This is a genomic window from Lactobacillus amylolyticus DSM 11664, assembly GCF_000178475.1.
GTDB classification, from domain to species: Bacteria; Bacillota; Bacilli; order Lactobacillales; family Lactobacillaceae; genus Lactobacillus; species Lactobacillus amylolyticus.
The window spans coordinates 106,240-121,675 of sequence record NZ_ADNY01000066.1 but is presented as its reverse complement, the minus strand read 5'-3'; the positions used below and the strand labels follow the sequence as shown (position 1 = coordinate 121,675).

At 38.7% G+C, this 15,436-nt stretch carries 14 protein-coding genes, 7 pseudogenes and 1 other annotated feature; of the genes and pseudogenes, 15 read left to right on the top strand and 6 right to left on the bottom strand.

Annotation, left to right across the window (positions count from 1 at the left end; translation table 11 throughout):
* Positions 1-2: 2 nt before the first annotated feature.
* Entirely contained in the window at positions 3-923 is a 921-nt protein-coding gene (locus HMPREF0493_RS07600) for a diacylglycerol kinase family lipid kinase (RefSeq protein WP_006352753.1), read from the top strand.
* Between the two features lie 63 nt (positions 924-986).
* Here HMPREF0493_RS07600 and HMPREF0493_RS07595 read toward each other — a convergent pair whose 3' ends face one another.
* Both HMPREF0493_RS07595 and nhaC read right to left on the bottom strand, forming a co-directional pair.
* Complete coding sequence (locus tag HMPREF0493_RS07595) at positions 987-1,700, bottom strand: Bax inhibitor-1/YccA family protein (protein ID WP_006352752.1); 714 nt, start codon at positions 1,698-1,700, stop codon at positions 987-989.
* Between the two features lie 87 nt (positions 1,701-1,787).
* Positions 1,788-3,164 (bottom strand): Na+/H+ antiporter NhaC, encoded by a 1,377-nt coding sequence (gene nhaC / locus HMPREF0493_RS07590; protein WP_006352751.1) that lies wholly within the window; start codon positions 3,162-3,164, stop codon positions 1,788-1,790.
* A 357-nt stretch (positions 3,165-3,521) separates the two neighbouring features.
* Between nhaC and HMPREF0493_RS09140 the strand changes: the two genes are divergently transcribed.
* From HMPREF0493_RS09140 to HMPREF0493_RS08490, 11 genes and pseudogenes are all read left to right on the top strand, one after another.
* Entirely contained in the window at positions 3,522-3,779 is a 258-nt protein-coding gene (locus tag HMPREF0493_RS09140) for a P-loop NTPase family protein (RefSeq protein ID WP_006352750.1), read from the top strand.
* Complete coding sequence (locus tag HMPREF0493_RS09135; RefSeq protein ID WP_006352749.1) at positions 3,773-4,009, top strand: P-loop NTPase family protein; 237 nt, start codon at positions 3,773-3,775, stop codon at positions 4,007-4,009. The genes HMPREF0493_RS09140 and HMPREF0493_RS09135 overlap by 7 nt, the downstream gene beginning before the upstream one ends.
* Positions 4,010-4,055: 46 nt before the next feature.
* A complete protein-coding gene (gene rlmD, locus HMPREF0493_RS07580; RefSeq protein WP_006352748.1) occupies positions 4,056-5,408 on the top strand; it encodes a 23S rRNA (uracil(1939)-C(5))-methyltransferase RlmD in 1,353 nt (450 codons plus the stop codon).
* Between the two features lie 337 nt (positions 5,409-5,745).
* Positions 5,746-6,302: pseudogene (locus HMPREF0493_RS07575) on the top strand (hypothetical protein).
* Between the two features lie 223 nt (positions 6,303-6,525).
* The gene (locus HMPREF0493_RS07570) at positions 6,526-8,376 is read left to right on the top strand and encodes a heavy metal translocating P-type ATPase (RefSeq protein ID WP_006352746.1); all 1,851 of its coding nucleotides are present in this window, start codon (positions 6,526-6,528) and stop codon (positions 8,374-8,376) included.
* 74 nt (positions 8,377-8,450) lie between these two features.
* Complete coding sequence (locus HMPREF0493_RS07565) at positions 8,451-8,681, top strand: heavy-metal-associated domain-containing protein (RefSeq protein ID WP_006352745.1); 231 nt, start codon at positions 8,451-8,453, stop codon at positions 8,679-8,681.
* Complete coding sequence (locus HMPREF0493_RS07560) at positions 8,681-9,226, top strand: hypothetical protein (protein ID WP_004893552.1); 546 nt, start codon at positions 8,681-8,683, stop codon at positions 9,224-9,226. Before HMPREF0493_RS07565 ends, HMPREF0493_RS07560 begins: the two co-directional genes overlap by 1 nt.
* Before the next feature lie 19 nt (positions 9,227-9,245).
* Complete coding sequence (locus HMPREF0493_RS07555; protein ID WP_040457430.1) at positions 9,246-9,881, top strand: Crp/Fnr family transcriptional regulator; 636 nt, start codon at positions 9,246-9,248, stop codon at positions 9,879-9,881.
* Positions 9,882-9,962: 81 nt separating this feature from the next.
* Positions 9,963-10,550 (top strand): uracil-DNA glycosylase family protein, encoded by a 588-nt coding sequence (locus HMPREF0493_RS07550; RefSeq protein ID WP_006352743.1) that lies wholly within the window; start codon positions 9,963-9,965, stop codon positions 10,548-10,550.
* Positions 10,551-10,562: 12 nt separating this feature from the next.
* Entirely contained in the window at positions 10,563-10,724 is a 162-nt protein-coding gene (locus tag HMPREF0493_RS09130) for a hypothetical protein (RefSeq protein WP_155800043.1), read from the top strand.
* A 3-nt stretch (positions 10,725-10,727) separates the two neighbouring features.
* Positions 10,728-11,192: pseudogene (locus HMPREF0493_RS08490) on the top strand (aspartate/glutamate racemase family protein).
* A gap of 23 nt (positions 11,193-11,215) precedes the next feature.
* Here HMPREF0493_RS08490 and HMPREF0493_RS09225 read toward each other — a convergent pair.
* A pseudogene (locus HMPREF0493_RS09225) lies at positions 11,216-11,389 on the bottom strand (recombinase); the annotation flags it as partial.
* An 18-nt stretch (positions 11,390-11,407) separates the two neighbouring features.
* Between HMPREF0493_RS09225 and HMPREF0493_RS09290 the strand changes: the two are divergent.
* Positions 11,408-11,548: pseudogene (locus HMPREF0493_RS09290) on the top strand (ISL3 family transposase); the annotation flags it as partial.
* 94 nt (positions 11,549-11,642) lie between these two features.
* Here the strand turns inward: HMPREF0493_RS09290 and HMPREF0493_RS07535 are convergent.
* The gene (locus HMPREF0493_RS07535; protein ID WP_006352739.1) at positions 11,643-11,843 is read right to left on the bottom strand and encodes a cold-shock protein; all 201 of its coding nucleotides are present in this window, start codon (positions 11,841-11,843) and stop codon (positions 11,643-11,645) included.
* Between the two features lie 238 nt (positions 11,844-12,081).
* Here HMPREF0493_RS07535 and HMPREF0493_RS08480 point away from each other — a divergent pair.
* Positions 12,082-12,369, top strand: a pseudogene (locus tag HMPREF0493_RS08480) (transposase); the annotation flags it as partial.
* A 499-nt stretch (positions 12,370-12,868) separates the two neighbouring features.
* On the opposite strand, the gene brnQ reads toward HMPREF0493_RS08480, so the two are convergent.
* Both brnQ and HMPREF0493_RS09125 read right to left on the bottom strand, forming a co-directional pair.
* Entirely contained in the window at positions 12,869-14,248 is a 1,380-nt protein-coding gene (gene brnQ, locus HMPREF0493_RS07530; RefSeq protein ID WP_040457426.1) for a branched-chain amino acid transport system II carrier protein, read from the bottom strand.
* Positions 14,249-14,331: 83 nt separating this feature from the next.
* Positions 14,332-14,582: a binding site (T-box leader), on the bottom strand.
* 68 nt (positions 14,583-14,650) lie between these two features.
* A pseudogene (locus HMPREF0493_RS09125) lies at positions 14,651-15,136 on the bottom strand (DUF2325 domain-containing protein); the annotation flags it as partial.
* A gap of 18 nt (positions 15,137-15,154) precedes the next feature.
* On the opposite strand from HMPREF0493_RS09125, the pseudogene HMPREF0493_RS08795 reads away from it, so the two are divergent.
* A pseudogene (locus HMPREF0493_RS08795) lies at positions 15,155-15,425 on the top strand (FAD-dependent oxidoreductase); the annotation flags it as partial.
* Between the last annotated feature and the right edge of the window lie 11 nt (positions 15,426-15,436).

Here is a 15,436-nt window from a genome sequence, read left to right as displayed (position 1 = left end):
TTATGACTAGTAAAGCAAGATTAATTTATAATCCTGTCTCCGGTCGCGAGCAAATGCCAAAAAATGTGGCCGATATTTTGGATGTTCTCGAACAGGCTGGTTATGAAGCTAGTGCTTTTAGAACCACGCCAGAAAAAATGAGTGCCCAAAATGAAGCTACACGTGCTGCCAAAGAAGGTTTTGACCTGATTGTGGCTGCTGGTGGCGACGGTACAATTAATGAAGTAGTAAACGGAATCGCTTTTTTGGAAGATAGACCAAAGATGGCAATTATTCCGGCCGGCACTACTAATGACTACGCTCGAGCACTGGGCATTCCGCGTGATAATATCCCGGATGCTGCTAAGATCATTTTGAAAAATAAAACGCGCAAAATGGACATTGGCAAGGCATGTTTTAACAAAAAAACGCAATACTTTGTCAATATTGCCGCTAGTGGTTCTTTAACCGAGTTAACCTATGGTGTTCCTTATGAGATTAAATCAGCTTTAGGTTACGCTGCATATTTGATTAAAGGGGCAGAAATGCTGCCACATTTAACCGAAAATGAAATGCGCTTAACTTATGATGATGGAGTTTATGAAGGTAAATTATCAATGTTCTTGCTTGGAATGACCAATTCAATTGGTGGTTTTGAACAAATTATGCCAGATGCACAGCTAAGTGATGGTTTATTCCAATTAATCGTTGTCAAGCCATCAGATCCTGGCAATTTGCTGAAATTGATGGCCCTTGCGTTAAATGGCAAGCATGTAGATGATCCGAATATTATCTACACTAAGACCAGAAGTCTTAAAGCTGAATTAATTGGCAAGAGTGAAGGAAAAGATTTGCCGGTTAACCTTGATGGAGAAATTGGCGGCTATTGTCCAGTAAGCTTTGATAACTTAAAGCAGCACATTGAATTTTATGTTGGTTGCTAAGAGTTAAAAAAATAAGCCTAGTTGAAAAACTAGACTTATTTTTTTTGCTTAAATTAAAGCTGATTAACGACGGTCGCCGCCCATACCAAAGATTTGAAGGAAGAACATGAATAAGTTCACGAAATCAAGGTATAGTTGCAAAGCTCCAGCAGTAGCCAAACCTAAAGAATTGGTTTGATCAGCATACTTAGCGTAAATTGTCTTCATTTGTTGAGCATTCCAAGCAGTTAAACCAACAAAGATCAAAACACCGATGTAGGCGAAAATGTAAGTGATCATTGGGTTTCTGAGGAATATGTTAACAATAGTTGCTACGATGAAACCAATCAAAGCAGCGGTGCCATAAGAGCCGATGTTGTCCAAGTCACGTTTAGTGACCGTACCGTAAACTGCCATTGTGATAAAGACTGCAGCGGCTGATACAAAGGCAGTTGCAACTGTAGCATCAGTGTAAGCGGCGCAGATGATCGCAAAAGTCAAACCGTAGGCTACAGCCATGATCATCAGCATTACAAAACTTGCAACTGGATTGCGTATTGCTCTAAAGCTGATTGCAAAACTAAGAATCAAAGGCAAGAACAAAATAATCCATGCGGAAGCTTTGTTGCTGAAAAGTGCGACAAAGGCCGCCTTAAATACGGTAGTTGATAAAAATGCAGTTAAAGCTGAGACTAAAACAGCTAAAGCCATAATGCTGTAAGTTTTAGTCAAAAAACTATTAACAGCTGAGATGTCCTGAACTTGACGACGTCCAGGATTGCTTGAAAAGTTATCCATAAAAAGATCCTTTCTATTATAGAGATACTCATTAATAAGCTATCACAAAAATAGAAAGGATTAAAGGATAATCTTAAAATTTAATTATTATTTAGTAGGCTTCTTTGACCACTTTAAGCCGATTCCAGTTACACCACTGATAATGGAGAAAACTGGTGACAGTAAACTGAAGAAGGTAAATGGCAAGAATGCTAAAACTGGTACGCCCAAGGTTGAAGCGGCAAATGAACCAGCAACACCCCAAGGAATCAAGTAGTTGATTACACTACCACCGTCTTCAAGCACACGACTTAAAGCTAAAGGCGCAAGACCAATTTTATCGTAGGCAGATTTGAAAGCACGTCCTGGCAAAATTACAGACAAGTATTGTTCACCAACGAAAAGATTGATGCAGATACCAGAAAGAATAGTAACTGTGATTAAACGACCAGGTTTCTTCAAATGCTTAACAAGAGGTTCCATCGCACTTTGAACGATGTTGAACTTCATCAGCATTCCGCCCAAAGAAAGAGTTGAGATAATCAAAGCTACAGTGCCCATCATGCTGGAAATACCACCACGGGTTAATAGACTGTTGACGGAGCTGTCGCTTGTTTTAGCAACAAAGCCGTTCATAATTAAATTATTTAGCGCTGTAATTGAAAAATGAGGATTAATGATAAAAATCATAATTACAGTGGCTGCAATATTAATAAATAAAGTAGGAATTGCAGGGATTTTTCTCCAAGCACAGATCAGCATTAAGATAATTGGTACAATTGCCCACCAACTAATTACAAAGTGTTGCTGCAAGATGCTGGATGTACGTTCAATCTTAGTTAAGTCCATTTGACCACTGCTGCCTAGAATCCAGAAGAGAATGAAGGAAACAACGAAAGATGGAATAGTGGACCACATCATATTCTTAATGTGAGCAAACAATTCACTTTCAGCGACTGCTGATGAAAGGTTGGTTGAATCAGAAAGGGGTGACATTTTATCGCTAAAGACCGCACCGGAAATAATTGCACCAGCTACCAAAGCAGGATTGGCATTCATGCTGGCACCAATACCAAAGAGGGCAATTCCAACCGTTGAAATAGTGGTAAAGCCACTTCCGATTGCGACCCCAACGATGGAGCAAACCACAAAGACTGATGGCAGGAAGAATTCGCCGTTAATCAAATGGAAACCTAAAACCATGATTGATGGAATAATTCCGGCTTGAATCCAAAGCCCGATCAAAGCTCCGATTAAAATAAAGATAAAGATAGGGATAATCGCAACGCTAATCCCTTCTTTAATTCCGTTTTGAATATCTTGCCAAGAAAAGCCGCGAATTTTGGCCCAAAAAGTTAATAGCAAGACTGTGAATAAAACTGGTACTTCTGGGGAAAGCCCAAATTTGATAACGGCAGTTCCCAGGATTAAAAGCAAGATTACAAGGATGATAATTGATTCACTAAAAGAAACCTTCTTTTTCATATTTTTCCCTCCAAACAAAAAATCCCGCTGACAATAATGTCAACGGGACGATTAAACAACCGCGGTACCACCCATATTTTAAGGAATAGGCCTCAAACTCTATCAGATGATAACGGCTCTGAATATTTCCGAACGACTCGCTTTACGATGTATTTCGCTAATTTCGCCTGTCTGGTTTGCACCTACCACCAGTTCTCTGAACGCTGAACGAAGCAACTACTTGTTTATTTATTGTTGTGCATTATGATAGCAAGATTAAAAAAAGCTGTCAATACTTCTCATCAAAATAATTTTCTTTCGCACTCAATTCGAAAATAAAAATAAGTTATACTAGTAATAGAACGATTTAGGGGTGATATGATGAAAAGAGTCCTGGTATTAGGCTGTCCGGGTAGTGGCAAAAGCACTTTTAGTCGAAAACTAAATCAGAAAACTGCCTTGCCGATCTGCTATCTTGATCGCTTGCTATGGAATAGCGATAAAACAACTGTTTCAAGAGATGTTTTTAATCAACGTCTAGCTAAAGAATTGCAAAAACCAACTTGGATTATGGATGGCAATTATAGTTTTTCTTTACCGATGCGCTTATTGCGATGTGATACCATCTTTTGTTAGATTATCCAACTGAAGTTTGTTTAAACGGCGTGCGAGCCAGAATAGGCAAGAAACGTCCTGATATGCCTTGGATCGAAGAAAAAGAGGATCCTGAATTTATGAATTATATCCAAACTTTTAAGACCGATAAGTTACCCAAGCTGCGGGCTACTCTTAATCGTTTTCCGAATAAAAATCAGTTTGTTTTTCATTCTCGAGATGAAGCAAATAAATTTTTAGATAGGCTTTAACAGCATTTTATCGGTAAAAGTTTTGTGAAGGAATTGAGCGAGTCAAATGGAAAAAAATCAAATTGTTGAACTAGAAATTACTGACCTTTCTTATGAAGCCATGGGAGTGGCTCATTATGAGGGCTTAACCGTTTTTGTAAATAATGCTTTGCCAGGCGAAACGGTTAAGGCAAAAATTTTGAAAGTTAAAAAGCGTTTTGCTTTTGCCAAAATTGAAAAGATTCTTAAAGAAAGTCCTGATCGAATCAATGTCAAATTGAATCAGTGGGTACAAACTGGTTTGGCCTCTTTAGCGCATATTAAGTACGATAAGCAGCTTGAATTTAAACGCAATCAAGTTGTTAATCTGCTTAAGAAGGCTCACTTAGACGGAGTTAAAGTTAATGAAACTTTGCCTAGTCCTGAACAAACCGGCTACCGCAATAAGGCACAAGTACCAGTTAGAGAAGTTAATGGTCAGCTTGAAATTGGCTTCTTCAGACGGCATTCTCATGATCTGGTTCCTCTGACCAATTTCTTTACAACTGATCCTGAAATTGATCGCGTTTTAGTTGCTACACGTGATATTTTGCGGAAATATGAAGTTCCGGCTTACGATGAAATTCATCACAAAGGTGAAGTGCGTTACCTAGATGTTCGACGCAGCAAGGCTAATGGCAAACTAATGGTGATTCTGGTTTGCCTGCATAAAGATTTTCCACAATTGCCAAAAGTAGCCGCTGAAATCAGTCAAATTCCAGAAATAAGCAGCGTCATTTTGAACTACAATCCCAAGAAGACGAATGTAATTTTGGGCAGAAATGACTATGTTGTTTTGGGCGAAGATCATTTGATTGATAAAATCGGGGATGTTGAATTCCGGATTTCACCAAAGAGCTTCTTCCAAATCAATTCTTTACAGACGCCGCGTTTATATGATTTGGCAATTAAAAAGGCAGATTTAAAGGCAAATGACGTTGTTGTCGATGCTTATTCTGGTATCGGAACTATTGGCTTAAGCGTAGCTAAGCATGTTAAGGCGGTTCGTGGAATGGAAACGATTCGTGAAGCGGTAGAAGATGCTAATGCCAATGCAAAATTGAATGGCATTGAAAATGCCCAATATGTCACTGGCAAGGCAGAAGATGTAATGCCACGCTGGGCTAGTGAAGGACTTAAGACAGACGTGATTTTTGTTGATCCGCCACGAAAAGGATTAACGCCTGAATTTATTAATGCGGCTGCCGCTACTAAGCCGAAGAGGATTGTCTATATTTCATGCAATCCTGCCACACAAATCCGTGATCTGCAGTTGCTCCAAGAAAAGGGCTATCATTTTGATGAAATAAGTCCGGTAGATATGTTCCCGCAGACTCCGCATGTGGAATCTGTTACGGTCCTTGAACGCACAGAAGAATAGCTCACAAACGCCGGTGTGACGGTGTTTGTGATAGATGAAAAGTGTACTAATTCCTCTTTTGGTGATTGGAATTAGTACACTTTTTGCTTGTTGAGCTAGAGGATCAAGTGGACAACGTGCTGGATTTTTAGGTTGTGTAGATAAGTGTCCGTTTTGGGGAGTTGAGTTGGTTAAGTTGATGAGAGAAGCAGTAATGGTTGACATGACGATAAGATGATGGATGTTAATTATTAAAGATATTTATAATCAAAGATTTAATTTATTGATTCTAATCAATTTTGTAAAATGCTTTTATGCTAGATTTATATCGCAATAATCAAATGGAAGGATGAGAAATATGGTTGACTATATTGCAAAAATTAAACCAATAAATGCGGATAAAATTGAAACACAGGCGCATGAATAGCAACATTCAGTGAAAATGGTAATAGTCTTCATATTCATGTGGAAATGTTTGATAAGCCTGCCAATATTGAACATTGGGAACATTTCCATAGATTTCCAGATGGGAAACAAGCTCATGTTCCGACGCTAATGCAGGACGTGAATCATGATGGCTTTATTGATTTACCTGAAACAGAGGCAGTATCTGGGACAACGATGGTTCCTTTTGATGATGCACCACAAGAAATGAACATTCCCCATGATGGCTACCCGGTTGCAGATAAATACGGTCATTATGAATATGATAAGGATGTCCCATTAAAAGATTTACAAGCAAAATTTAAGCAAGCATTTGGTAGTGACGATCTTCAATTAGACAAACGAGTAGTTTATGTTCACGGCGTACCAGCGGATCTTAAATTGCCATCTAGCGTTGCTGGTAATGTTATGAGTTATGATGCACATACAACTTTGCCAATTGCTGCTGGAGAGATTAAATTGGCACATTAATTTTTATAGAACTGAAATTTGAAAGCCAGAGTCTATGCTTTTTGCATGGTTTCTAGTCTTTTTTGTATATTCTCTCTTTTATTAAACGAAATTTACACAATAAAACTGTGATTTTTTGCTTAAAAGATAAATATAAAAAGACACTAGTATCTTGATAACAGTCAAGTCACCTAAATTGTTTTTTACCTATAATGTGTAGTGTCAAGAAAGGAAGAGGTGAAAAATGATTAAGTTACAACAATTTTTTATGAGGTACAAAAAGCAGCTTTTGCTTGTTAATACTATTTTGCTGTTGCTTGCTGAAGGATCTAAATGGCTATTGCACATGAATTTACCATACCAGGCTTTAATGCTTATCGTGGGGATTGTCGGAGTGCTTCCAATTGTTTTGACGGCTATTTCATCTTTAAGGGTTAAATTAATTTCTATTGATGTTTTAGTATCGCTGGCGGTAATCGGTGCCTTCATTATTGGTGAATTTAATGAAGCAGCCATTGTTACTTGGCTATTCATGTTAGGAGATGTACTGGAAGAATTAACCCTAAAGAAAACGCGGTCAGCCGTCGCTGATTTAACCAAAATGGCACCACAGACTGCGTTAGTTGTTCAAGATGATGGCTCAACTGAGAAAGAAGACGTCGATTTCATTGATCCTGGTGAGAAGATTTTAGTTAAAACTGGTGATCAGGTTCCAGTCGATGGCAAGGTTATTTCAGGTTCTGGTTATCTTAATGAAGCCAGTGTTAACGGTGAATCTAAATTAGTTAATAAAAAAGCCGGTAATGAAGTATATGCAGGAACTATCCTTGAAAACGGTACATTGACTGTCGAAACTACCGCAGTCGGTGAAGATACGACTTTCGGTAAAATTATCGAAATAGTTGAAGAAGCACAAGATACAAAGTCACATACAGAAAAGTTAATTAACCGGTTTTCCAAATATTACACTCCCGCCGTACTTATAATTGCAATCGTTGTAGGTTTAATTACTAAAGACCTTAGGCTGGCTATTACAGTTATGGTGCTGGGTTGCCCAGGTGCTTTAGTTATTGGTGTGCCAGTATCTACAGTTGCTGGTATCGGTAATGGTGCTAAAAATGGCATTATGTTTAAAGGGTCGCAAGTGATGGACCAAACTCATCGGATTGATGAAATTGCTTTTGATAAAACCGGCACTTTGACTGTTGGACATCCAGAAGTTAGTGCAATTGAGGTATTAAATGGGCCCAAAGATGAAATTATTAAATTAGCTGCTCAAATTGAGCGTCAAAGTAACCACCCCTTAGCTCAGGCAATTGCCAAATTAAATAAACAAAAGCCAGCTTCAATTAAAGTGGAAACTGTTAAGGGTAAGGGAATCATCGCCACTTTAAATAATCAAAAATATTATTTAGGTAATCAAAAATTAATTGTTGAAAATACTCGTGCCAATGCAAAATTGGGTGAAACAATTGATCATTTGAGTCAATTAGGTAATTCAATTGTCACTTTTGCCAATGAGGACCAAAGTCAATTAGCTGTTTTTGGCATTAAAGACCAATTGCGCTCAGAAGCTAATGATGCCTTAACCCACTTAAAAGAATTAGGGGTTAAGAAGCTAGTGATGCTTTCTGGAGACAATCAAGAAACTGCTGAACGAATTGCGGCGAAGTTGCCAATCGATGAAGTTCATGGTCAAATGTTGCCACAAGACAAGGCTGCTTTTGTTAAAAAAGAAAGAGCTAAGGGACACCATATTGCTTTTATTGGTGATGGGATCAATGATAGTCCGGCCTTAGCTAATGCTAATGTTGCAATTGCCGTTGGTAGTGGAGCGGATGTTGCCATTGAAGTTTCAGACATAGTTTTAGTTAAAAATGACTTGCGAAAGATCGCTTATGCCCTTGGATTATCCAAGAAGACAATTTTGAACATGAATGAAAATATCGTGATGGCTTTACTGACAGTCTTATTGTTGTTCATCGGTTTGTTTGCGGGTTATGTTGAAATGGCAAGTGGGATGTTTATTCATGAATTTAGCATCTTAATTGTTATCTTGAACGGGATGAGATTAATCAAATTTCAACAAAATTGACGATCATCAAGTTTATAATCAACAAAACAAAGTATCATTAGATATGTAAATTAATAAGGAAGGGGAATTTAATCATGGAAAAAGTAATGATGAAATTATCTGGCATGACCTGTCCTTCATGCTTAAGCAAAATTGAAAGGGCGGTTGGTAGTTTGGATGGAACCGACCAAATCAAAGTTTTATTCAATGCAGGAAAGCTAAAATTTACGTTGGATCCTGATAAGACTAAAGCTGTTGACGTCAAGACAGCTATTGAAAAAATGGGTTATGAAGTACAAGGAATTAAGGAAAAGGAGCTTAACTGATGAATGCAGAAGAAAAATACCAGGCGGAATTGAAGCAAAGCGACCTTGATCACCATCAGCCAACTGCAGCTGCCATGACTGGTCACATTATTTCTAACTTGTTAATCCATTCTTTAAAGATTAACCAAGCTAACTTATTTGCTAAAGGATCTGCTAGTCTTTTTTTAGCCGAAAAAGCTGCTGATTGGATTGCTTATGAACGTCAGGAATTTGACCAATTGAGTCACTTATTGGTTAATAATGGTGAAAGTATTCCAACAATTACAGCTCAATTTAAGGAATATACTATGCTAGAAGAAGATGGTAGTAGTAAATATTTAGCAGGTGATAAGCAATTGTTTGCCTTGGTAAAAGATTTTGATACGCAAACGCTCTTCATTACTAAGGCAATTGCCTTAGCTAACAATGAAAGTTGGCTAGAATTATCTGCTAATTTAACTAATTTAATGGCTTGGATTAAGGAGCAAATTCGGGTAACTCAAGACTTCTTAGGTCATGAACTAAAAGAAGGATTGTATGTCGAAGACGACGATGATGACTTTTAATTAAAGGACGATGAATTTAATGGCTGATTTATGTGTTAACTTAGTACCACTATTTAATGCTTTACCTCAGGATGAGAAGATGCAAATCGAAAAATTAGTTCAGCATAAAAACTATGAAAAGGGTGAAGTGATAATTGATCCAACGATAAATGATAATTTAGTAATTGTCGCTGATGGTAACGCTAAGCAGTACACCTTAGATGAAGACGGCTATGAGAATGTTTTGCAAATCTTGCATACAGGTGATTATATTGGTGAGAATTGGCTTTTTGGTCAAAAAAATGTCAATAATTACGTCGAGGCTACGGAACACAGTGAAATTTGTTTATTAAAACGGCAGGATCTACTGAAGCTGATGCATAAACAACCAGAATTAAGTATTCGATTATTGGAACTAAATATTGTTAAAGTTTCGGAAATGCAAAAACAAATTCATTTGTTGGCTTTGCCGAAGGTTGAAGACCGGTTATTAAAGTATTTACAAACATATGCAGATGAAATTGGTAAAAATAATTTTACCTTACCCTTAAAAATGAAGGACTTAGCCTTATACCTTGGAACAACACCTGAGACCCTGTCTCGTAAATTTGCTTTATTAGAAAAGCAAGGTCAACTGAAACGTCAATTACGTCGAATTGAATTATTAGAAAATTAGTTTAATTAGGCAATTATTGCTTAGTTGATAATATACACGTTATATCAGTTTAGAAAATAAGAGAAAGGCGGGTCATATTATATGCAAAGTGAATTTCAAAAAATTTTTCAAGAAATTCAAGCAGATCCTGATAACGAATCTTTTACAAAGCAAGGGATCAAGCCACTTTACTATGCTTCTTCATCTGCCAGAATAAATATCATTGGTCAAGCACCAGGACGAATTGCCCAAGAAAAAATGAAATTCTGGGATGATCCTAGTGGTGATCGTCTTCGGATCTGGTTAGGGGTTTCGAGAGACGTTTTCTATAATTCTGGAATGATTGCAATTTTACCAATGGATTTTTATTATCCCGGAAAAGGCAAGTCTGGTGATCTCCCACCGCGTAAAGGATTTGCTCAAAATTGGCATCCACAGCTATTGAAATTAATGCCTGATATTCAGTTAACCATTTTAGTGGGCGCTTATGCGACGAGAAGCTACCTTCACCTAGGATATAAAGATCGGTTGACTGATATTGTCAGGAATTATCAGCAATACCTGCCAGACTATTTTCCAAGCGTTCATCCGTCACCACGAAATAAAATTTGGGAGGCAAAAAATCCATGGTTCGAGGAGCAGGTAATTCCAGACCTGCAAAGAAGAATTCAAATAATTCTAAATAATTAGGGGATGATCCAGATGCAGAAACTAGGCATTATCGGTGGTATAGGCCCAGAAGCAACAATGAATTATTATTCGGCAATCATTAAGCGGTATCAGGAGCGGATCGCGACTGATAAAGTCGACGGTTATGTAGGAGCTGCGGCCAATAATTTATTGAAAGCCGGGTGTGACTTTTGATTGATGTGTGGCAATACGCCCCATCTATTATTTGATCAGATTCAAGCGCGCACTGATTTGCCATTGTTAAGCATTGTCGAGACAGCGGTAGCGGCTGCCCAACAGTTGCACCTTCAACTATTGGCTTTACTAGGCACCAAATTTGCAATGCAAAATGACTTTTTCATCAAACCATTTTGAGAGGCCGAAATTGAAGTTTGCCGTCCCAGTGAAAATAATCAATCCATAATTCATCAAAAAATTGTAGACGAACTCGAAAACGGTATTGTTAAGAATGAGACTAAGCAGCAGTTAATGACAATTATCAATAAGATGGTTCAAAAAGATCACCTTGATGGTGTAGTCTTGGGTTGTACCGAATTGCCGTTAATCTTAGGGCAGGAAGATTTCAAGAATATTCAAGTGTTTGATATTGCTCAGGTTCAAATCAAGGCTGCTGTGGATCAACTTCTAAAAAAGCTAAAATAGCTGAGTGCCGTACACCATAAATTTCACATATTAACTCTAATTACTTCACCATCTTTGAACGTGAACTCCATGTAGCGTTGGAAGATGGTGATTTTTTCTACCAAGCGACGAACCAATTGTTTATCAAAGTCAACTACGCCATACTTGTGCAATTCGACTAATTTGTTGATTTCATCAAGGCCGTGTAGTTTGGCTTCGTAAAAGGGGTATTGTACGTTAAACGAACTGCTTATGGCTTTCGTAACTTCTTTAATTTTCGGGCTCGAATCCTGCTTGCCCTTCCTAACTCATACTTTGCCATCAACTGGAAGAATAAAAGAACAGCTAATGTCCAATCTCAGACACAAGCTGTTTGAAAAGTTATTCAAATTTTTCTATCAGTACTTCTTGACGAAGAGCCATAAAAAAGAACTGCTCCATCAAAAGCAGTTCTTCATAATATTAGACAAATTATTGTGGAACAACATTAGTCGCTTGAGGTCCTCGATCTTCTTGTTCAACATCGTAACTAACTTTTTGCCCTTCCTCAAGACTCTTAAAACCGTTAGTTTTAATTGATGAAAAGTGTACGAATACATCTTTACCATCTGAACCAGTGATAAACCCAAAGCCCCTATCAGCATTAAACCATTTTACAGTACCATTTTGCATATATATATATCCTCCTAGGAATCAAACCAAAGTAACCAAATTGAATTAACATCTAAGAAGATAATAGATAGCAAAGATGAATGATACTTATAACTTCCGTACATGTCAATTTAACTAACTATAACACTTTAATTCGCTGTATGCAACCCTAAATAATTCAAGCGCACAGTTTTTCATAAGCCTTGGCACTTTCGTACTCTTTAAAAGCTGTCTGCTGGTCATCGTTAGTAGTTAGACTTTGTTAGATCAGTTAATTAAGCGGAATAATCTACAAAACGTTATTAGACGAGTTAAGCGAACACTAACCAAGCACCGCCAGGAGATTATTGCAAGCTTTTACACCCGACTAACCAACGGGCCGATCGAAGGCACTAATAATAAAATCAAGATAATCAAACGGACCGCATATGGCTATCGCAACTTCTTCCATTTTCGGATTAGGATTCTCATTTCGTTGAAGACTTCTAATCTCATGATTCGTGAATTACAAAAAAGGAGAACTAGACCAATAGACAAGGTGGCTTAGTCTAGTTCTCCAAATTCTCTTCATCCTTACCGATTGACAAAGAGCCTAAAAATAAAAGGATTAACAATTTTTATTAGTATTTTTACAAATGTTACATTGCAATAACAGAGCTAGCATATATCTTGTTGGCATGGCAAGAAAGATTGAATACCGACGATAGAACATTAGGCGATTTGTTCTATTCCTTCACGAATTAATTACCTGATATTACGTTCATTTGCGCATTGGTATACCTAATTTCCGTTCTTAAATGCTCTGGTAATGAGTTTATCGAAGATAAAATTGACCAATTCATGCACACCATCCCATCAAACGTACAAAATATCATTTCAAGAGTGTTGTAAAACTAATTTAGGTACGAAAAGCCCAGAGCTCATCAGAGCTCCGGGCTATTTTCGTGCTTTCAAGTTTCAGTTTGTGATCAAAAAGCGCCTGAAGTGCAATCAACAATGCATTTCAGGCGCTTTTTCTATTTGGCTAAAATCAATTGTATTGGAAATTAGTTAACTTCAGTTTGGTGAACATTAACTTGGCTGCGACGGAAGAAGTGAACGAGGAGACCAACTACTAAACCGACAAGTGCTGGGACAACCCATGAGAGTCCCATTGAAGCAAGTGGCATCATCTTCCGTACACCGGCTACCCAAAGGCCAAATGAACTTTGACTAACAACAGCAGGGAAGGCAACAACCATATCACCAAACGCTGGAACAACGGTTAGGAGAACCACAAAGAAGTAAACTACACCGTCACGGTTGAATAATGGAGATGTTACGGATAAGAGGATAAGAACCATTGATAATGGGTATAGGAACATCAACATCGGAGTTGACCAAGCGATGATTTGATCCAATCCGAAGTTAGCAGTCAAGAATGAAGCAAGACAGCTAAGTGCTAACCAAGTATGGTAACTAACTTTTGGAAAGTGCTTGTGGAAGTCTTGAGCAAAGGCAGCAACTAAACCAACGGCAGTAGTTAAACAAGTAACGGTTAATAAGAATGCTAGAACAACTTGACCAAAGACACCAGCGTAGGCATTAACTAATTGGTTGAAGGCAACCCCACCATCAGCAGAAACCTTGAACCGACCAAGTGACATTGCACCTAAAACGATTAGGAGAAGGTAGATGAAACCGATGGCACTTTCTGCAAGGACACCTGACTTAGCAACAACCTTAGAAACAGCACCAGGACGGCGAACGCCCATCCCTCTAACAGCAGTGACAACAGTGACCCCGAATGCTAAACCAGCAAGGGCATCCATGGTATTGTAACCTTCAAGGAAACCATTTGTAACAGCACTGTGAACGTAGGCACTCGTTACTGGAGCAGAACCAGGATTACCTAAAGGATTAGCAAATGCAACAACGAATACTAAGAACAAGAGGGCAAGGAAAACAGGGTTTAATACCTTACCAACATTAGAAAGAATGCTGTTTTCTTTGTAAGAAAAGGCAAATGCTAAACAGAAGAAGACAGCTGAGAAAAGGAGTAATGCCCAACCTTGAGCGGCCTTAGGAACGAAAGGCGCAACCCCAACGGTGAATGAAACAGTAGCAGTCCGTGGTGTACCAAATAATGGACCGATGGTTGCGTGAATCAAAACCATGAAGACAAGGGCGAATACTGCACCGAGTGGACGACCAACATCGTAAACCCCTTCAGCACGAGTAACAGCGATGGCGAAAACGGAAAGTAATGGGAGAAGAACCCCTGTAACTAGGAAACCTAAAGCAGCTGGGTCCCAATTCGCACCAGCTAGTTGACCAAGGTGTAAGGGGAAAATCAAGTTCCCGGCACCAAAGAATAACCCGAATAGTAATGATGCAACAACTAAATATTGCTTAAATGTTAGCTTTTTTGTTGTTAAATCCTGCATAAATAATTCCCTCCTAGGATATAAAAGCATAAAATAATTGCTTTGATCCCAACAAAAAAGTCCCTTAACCAAAATTACTTTGGTTAAGGGACGCTCGAGCGTGGTACCACCCTATCTTCGTATTATCATTGCTGACAATACCTTATACGTACGGCCCGGGACTACATGGGCGATACGCTAGCACTATAATGGGTGCTACCATTAAGTCTTACTATTATCTCTTAAGACTTAAGCTCGAAAGTGATTTTCAATTAAAGTTGAACCTGTCTCCTTCCACCTACCGAGACTCGCTGAAGGCTATCGATAATTTACTCTTCTTTCTCATTGCGATCGAATAATTAAATTGTTGTTTATTATTCTAACTATTTTTTAATAGTTGTCAATAACTTTTTTAGAATTTTTTTATTTTTCCTGGTAATTAGCCATGTCTTCGCTAGTTTGTGCGTAGGCTGGATCACCGTTTAAAGCACGCGCCACTGCCCGTTCAACTGCAGTATTGGTTGTAGTGTTAGCAATAGCTAATGGCTTGTCGTACCGCTTAGCGTGGTGGTTAGCAAGTTGACTAATTCGGTGATGGATTTTATCGATGCAGACAACTACAAAGTCGGCTTCACGGATTTCACGCTTCATCTTGCTGCTCGATACTTTGTCTTCCATTGAAGCATCGAGGGCGTGGTAAACACCGTGGTGCTTGTCAATCACTGTCTTTAATTCTTGTGAATGTTCCCGATCGCCAGTAATGACAAGGACGATTCGTTGCTTCAAATCATAATCAAGTTTCTTTTCGTAGTCATGACGAGGGTGAGTAGCCTTCTTAACTTGCTTTGGCTTTTCAGGCTGCTTAGTGGTGTCAAAGTCTTGCTTTTCATGGATCCAGCGGATGGAACCGTAAACCTGGGCCTCTAAAATACCGACATCCAGTTGACGGACCAGGGCGCAATCAAGGTTGATCCTCATCTTCATACTACCGTTCCAAATGTTTGGGCCATCGGCGACGTAAAGGGCGGTCCCCCAGTTTACCTACATTTCGTTAGACGACTTTCGGATCATCAAGGACGAACTCTTTGGTGACGGGACGCGCCAAACGACCAACCGGGGTGTGGTTCCGACTAGCGTCTTCATCGAGCCGCCACTGTCACAGGTGGGCTTAACCGAAAAGCAGGCCCAGGCGGCGGGGAAGGCTTCAAT

Excerpts from the sequence above, each read along its gene's own strand:
- HMPREF0493_RS07600 (WP_006352753.1), top strand. The coding sequence starts at position 3 with ATGACTAGTAAAGCAAGATTAATTTATAATCCTGTCTCCGGTCGCGAG.
- HMPREF0493_RS07595 (WP_006352752.1), bottom strand. The coding sequence starts at position 1,700 with ATGGATAACTTTTCAAGCAATCCTGGACGTCGTCAAGTTCAGGACATC.
- nhaC (WP_006352751.1), bottom strand. The coding sequence starts at position 3,164 with ATGAAAAAGAAGGTTTCTTTTAGTGAATCAATTATCATCCTTGTAATC.
- HMPREF0493_RS09140 (WP_006352750.1), top strand. The coding sequence starts at position 3,522 with ATGATGAAAAGAGTCCTGGTATTAGGCTGTCCGGGTAGTGGCAAAAGC.
- rlmD (WP_006352748.1), top strand. The coding sequence starts at position 4,056 with ATGGAAAAAAATCAAATTGTTGAACTAGAAATTACTGACCTTTCTTAT.
- HMPREF0493_RS07570 (WP_006352746.1), top strand. The coding sequence starts at position 6,526 with ATGATTAAGTTACAACAATTTTTTATGAGGTACAAAAAGCAGCTTTTG.
- HMPREF0493_RS07565 (WP_006352745.1), top strand. The coding sequence starts at position 8,451 with ATGGAAAAAGTAATGATGAAATTATCTGGCATGACCTGTCCTTCATGC.
- HMPREF0493_RS07560 (WP_004893552.1), top strand. The coding sequence starts at position 8,681 with ATGAATGCAGAAGAAAAATACCAGGCGGAATTGAAGCAAAGCGACCTT.
- HMPREF0493_RS07555 (WP_040457430.1), top strand. The coding sequence starts at position 9,246 with ATGGCTGATTTATGTGTTAACTTAGTACCACTATTTAATGCTTTACCT.
- HMPREF0493_RS07550 (WP_006352743.1), top strand. The coding sequence starts at position 9,963 with ATGCAAAGTGAATTTCAAAAAATTTTTCAAGAAATTCAAGCAGATCCT.
- HMPREF0493_RS09130 (WP_155800043.1), top strand. The coding sequence starts at position 10,563 with ATGCAGAAACTAGGCATTATCGGTGGTATAGGCCCAGAAGCAACAATG.
- HMPREF0493_RS07535 (WP_006352739.1), bottom strand. The coding sequence starts at position 11,843 with ATGCAAAATGGTACTGTAAAATGGTTTAATGCTGATAGGGGCTTTGGG.
- brnQ (WP_040457426.1), bottom strand. The coding sequence starts at position 14,248 with ATGCAGGATTTAACAACAAAAAAGCTAACATTTAAGCAATATTTAGTT.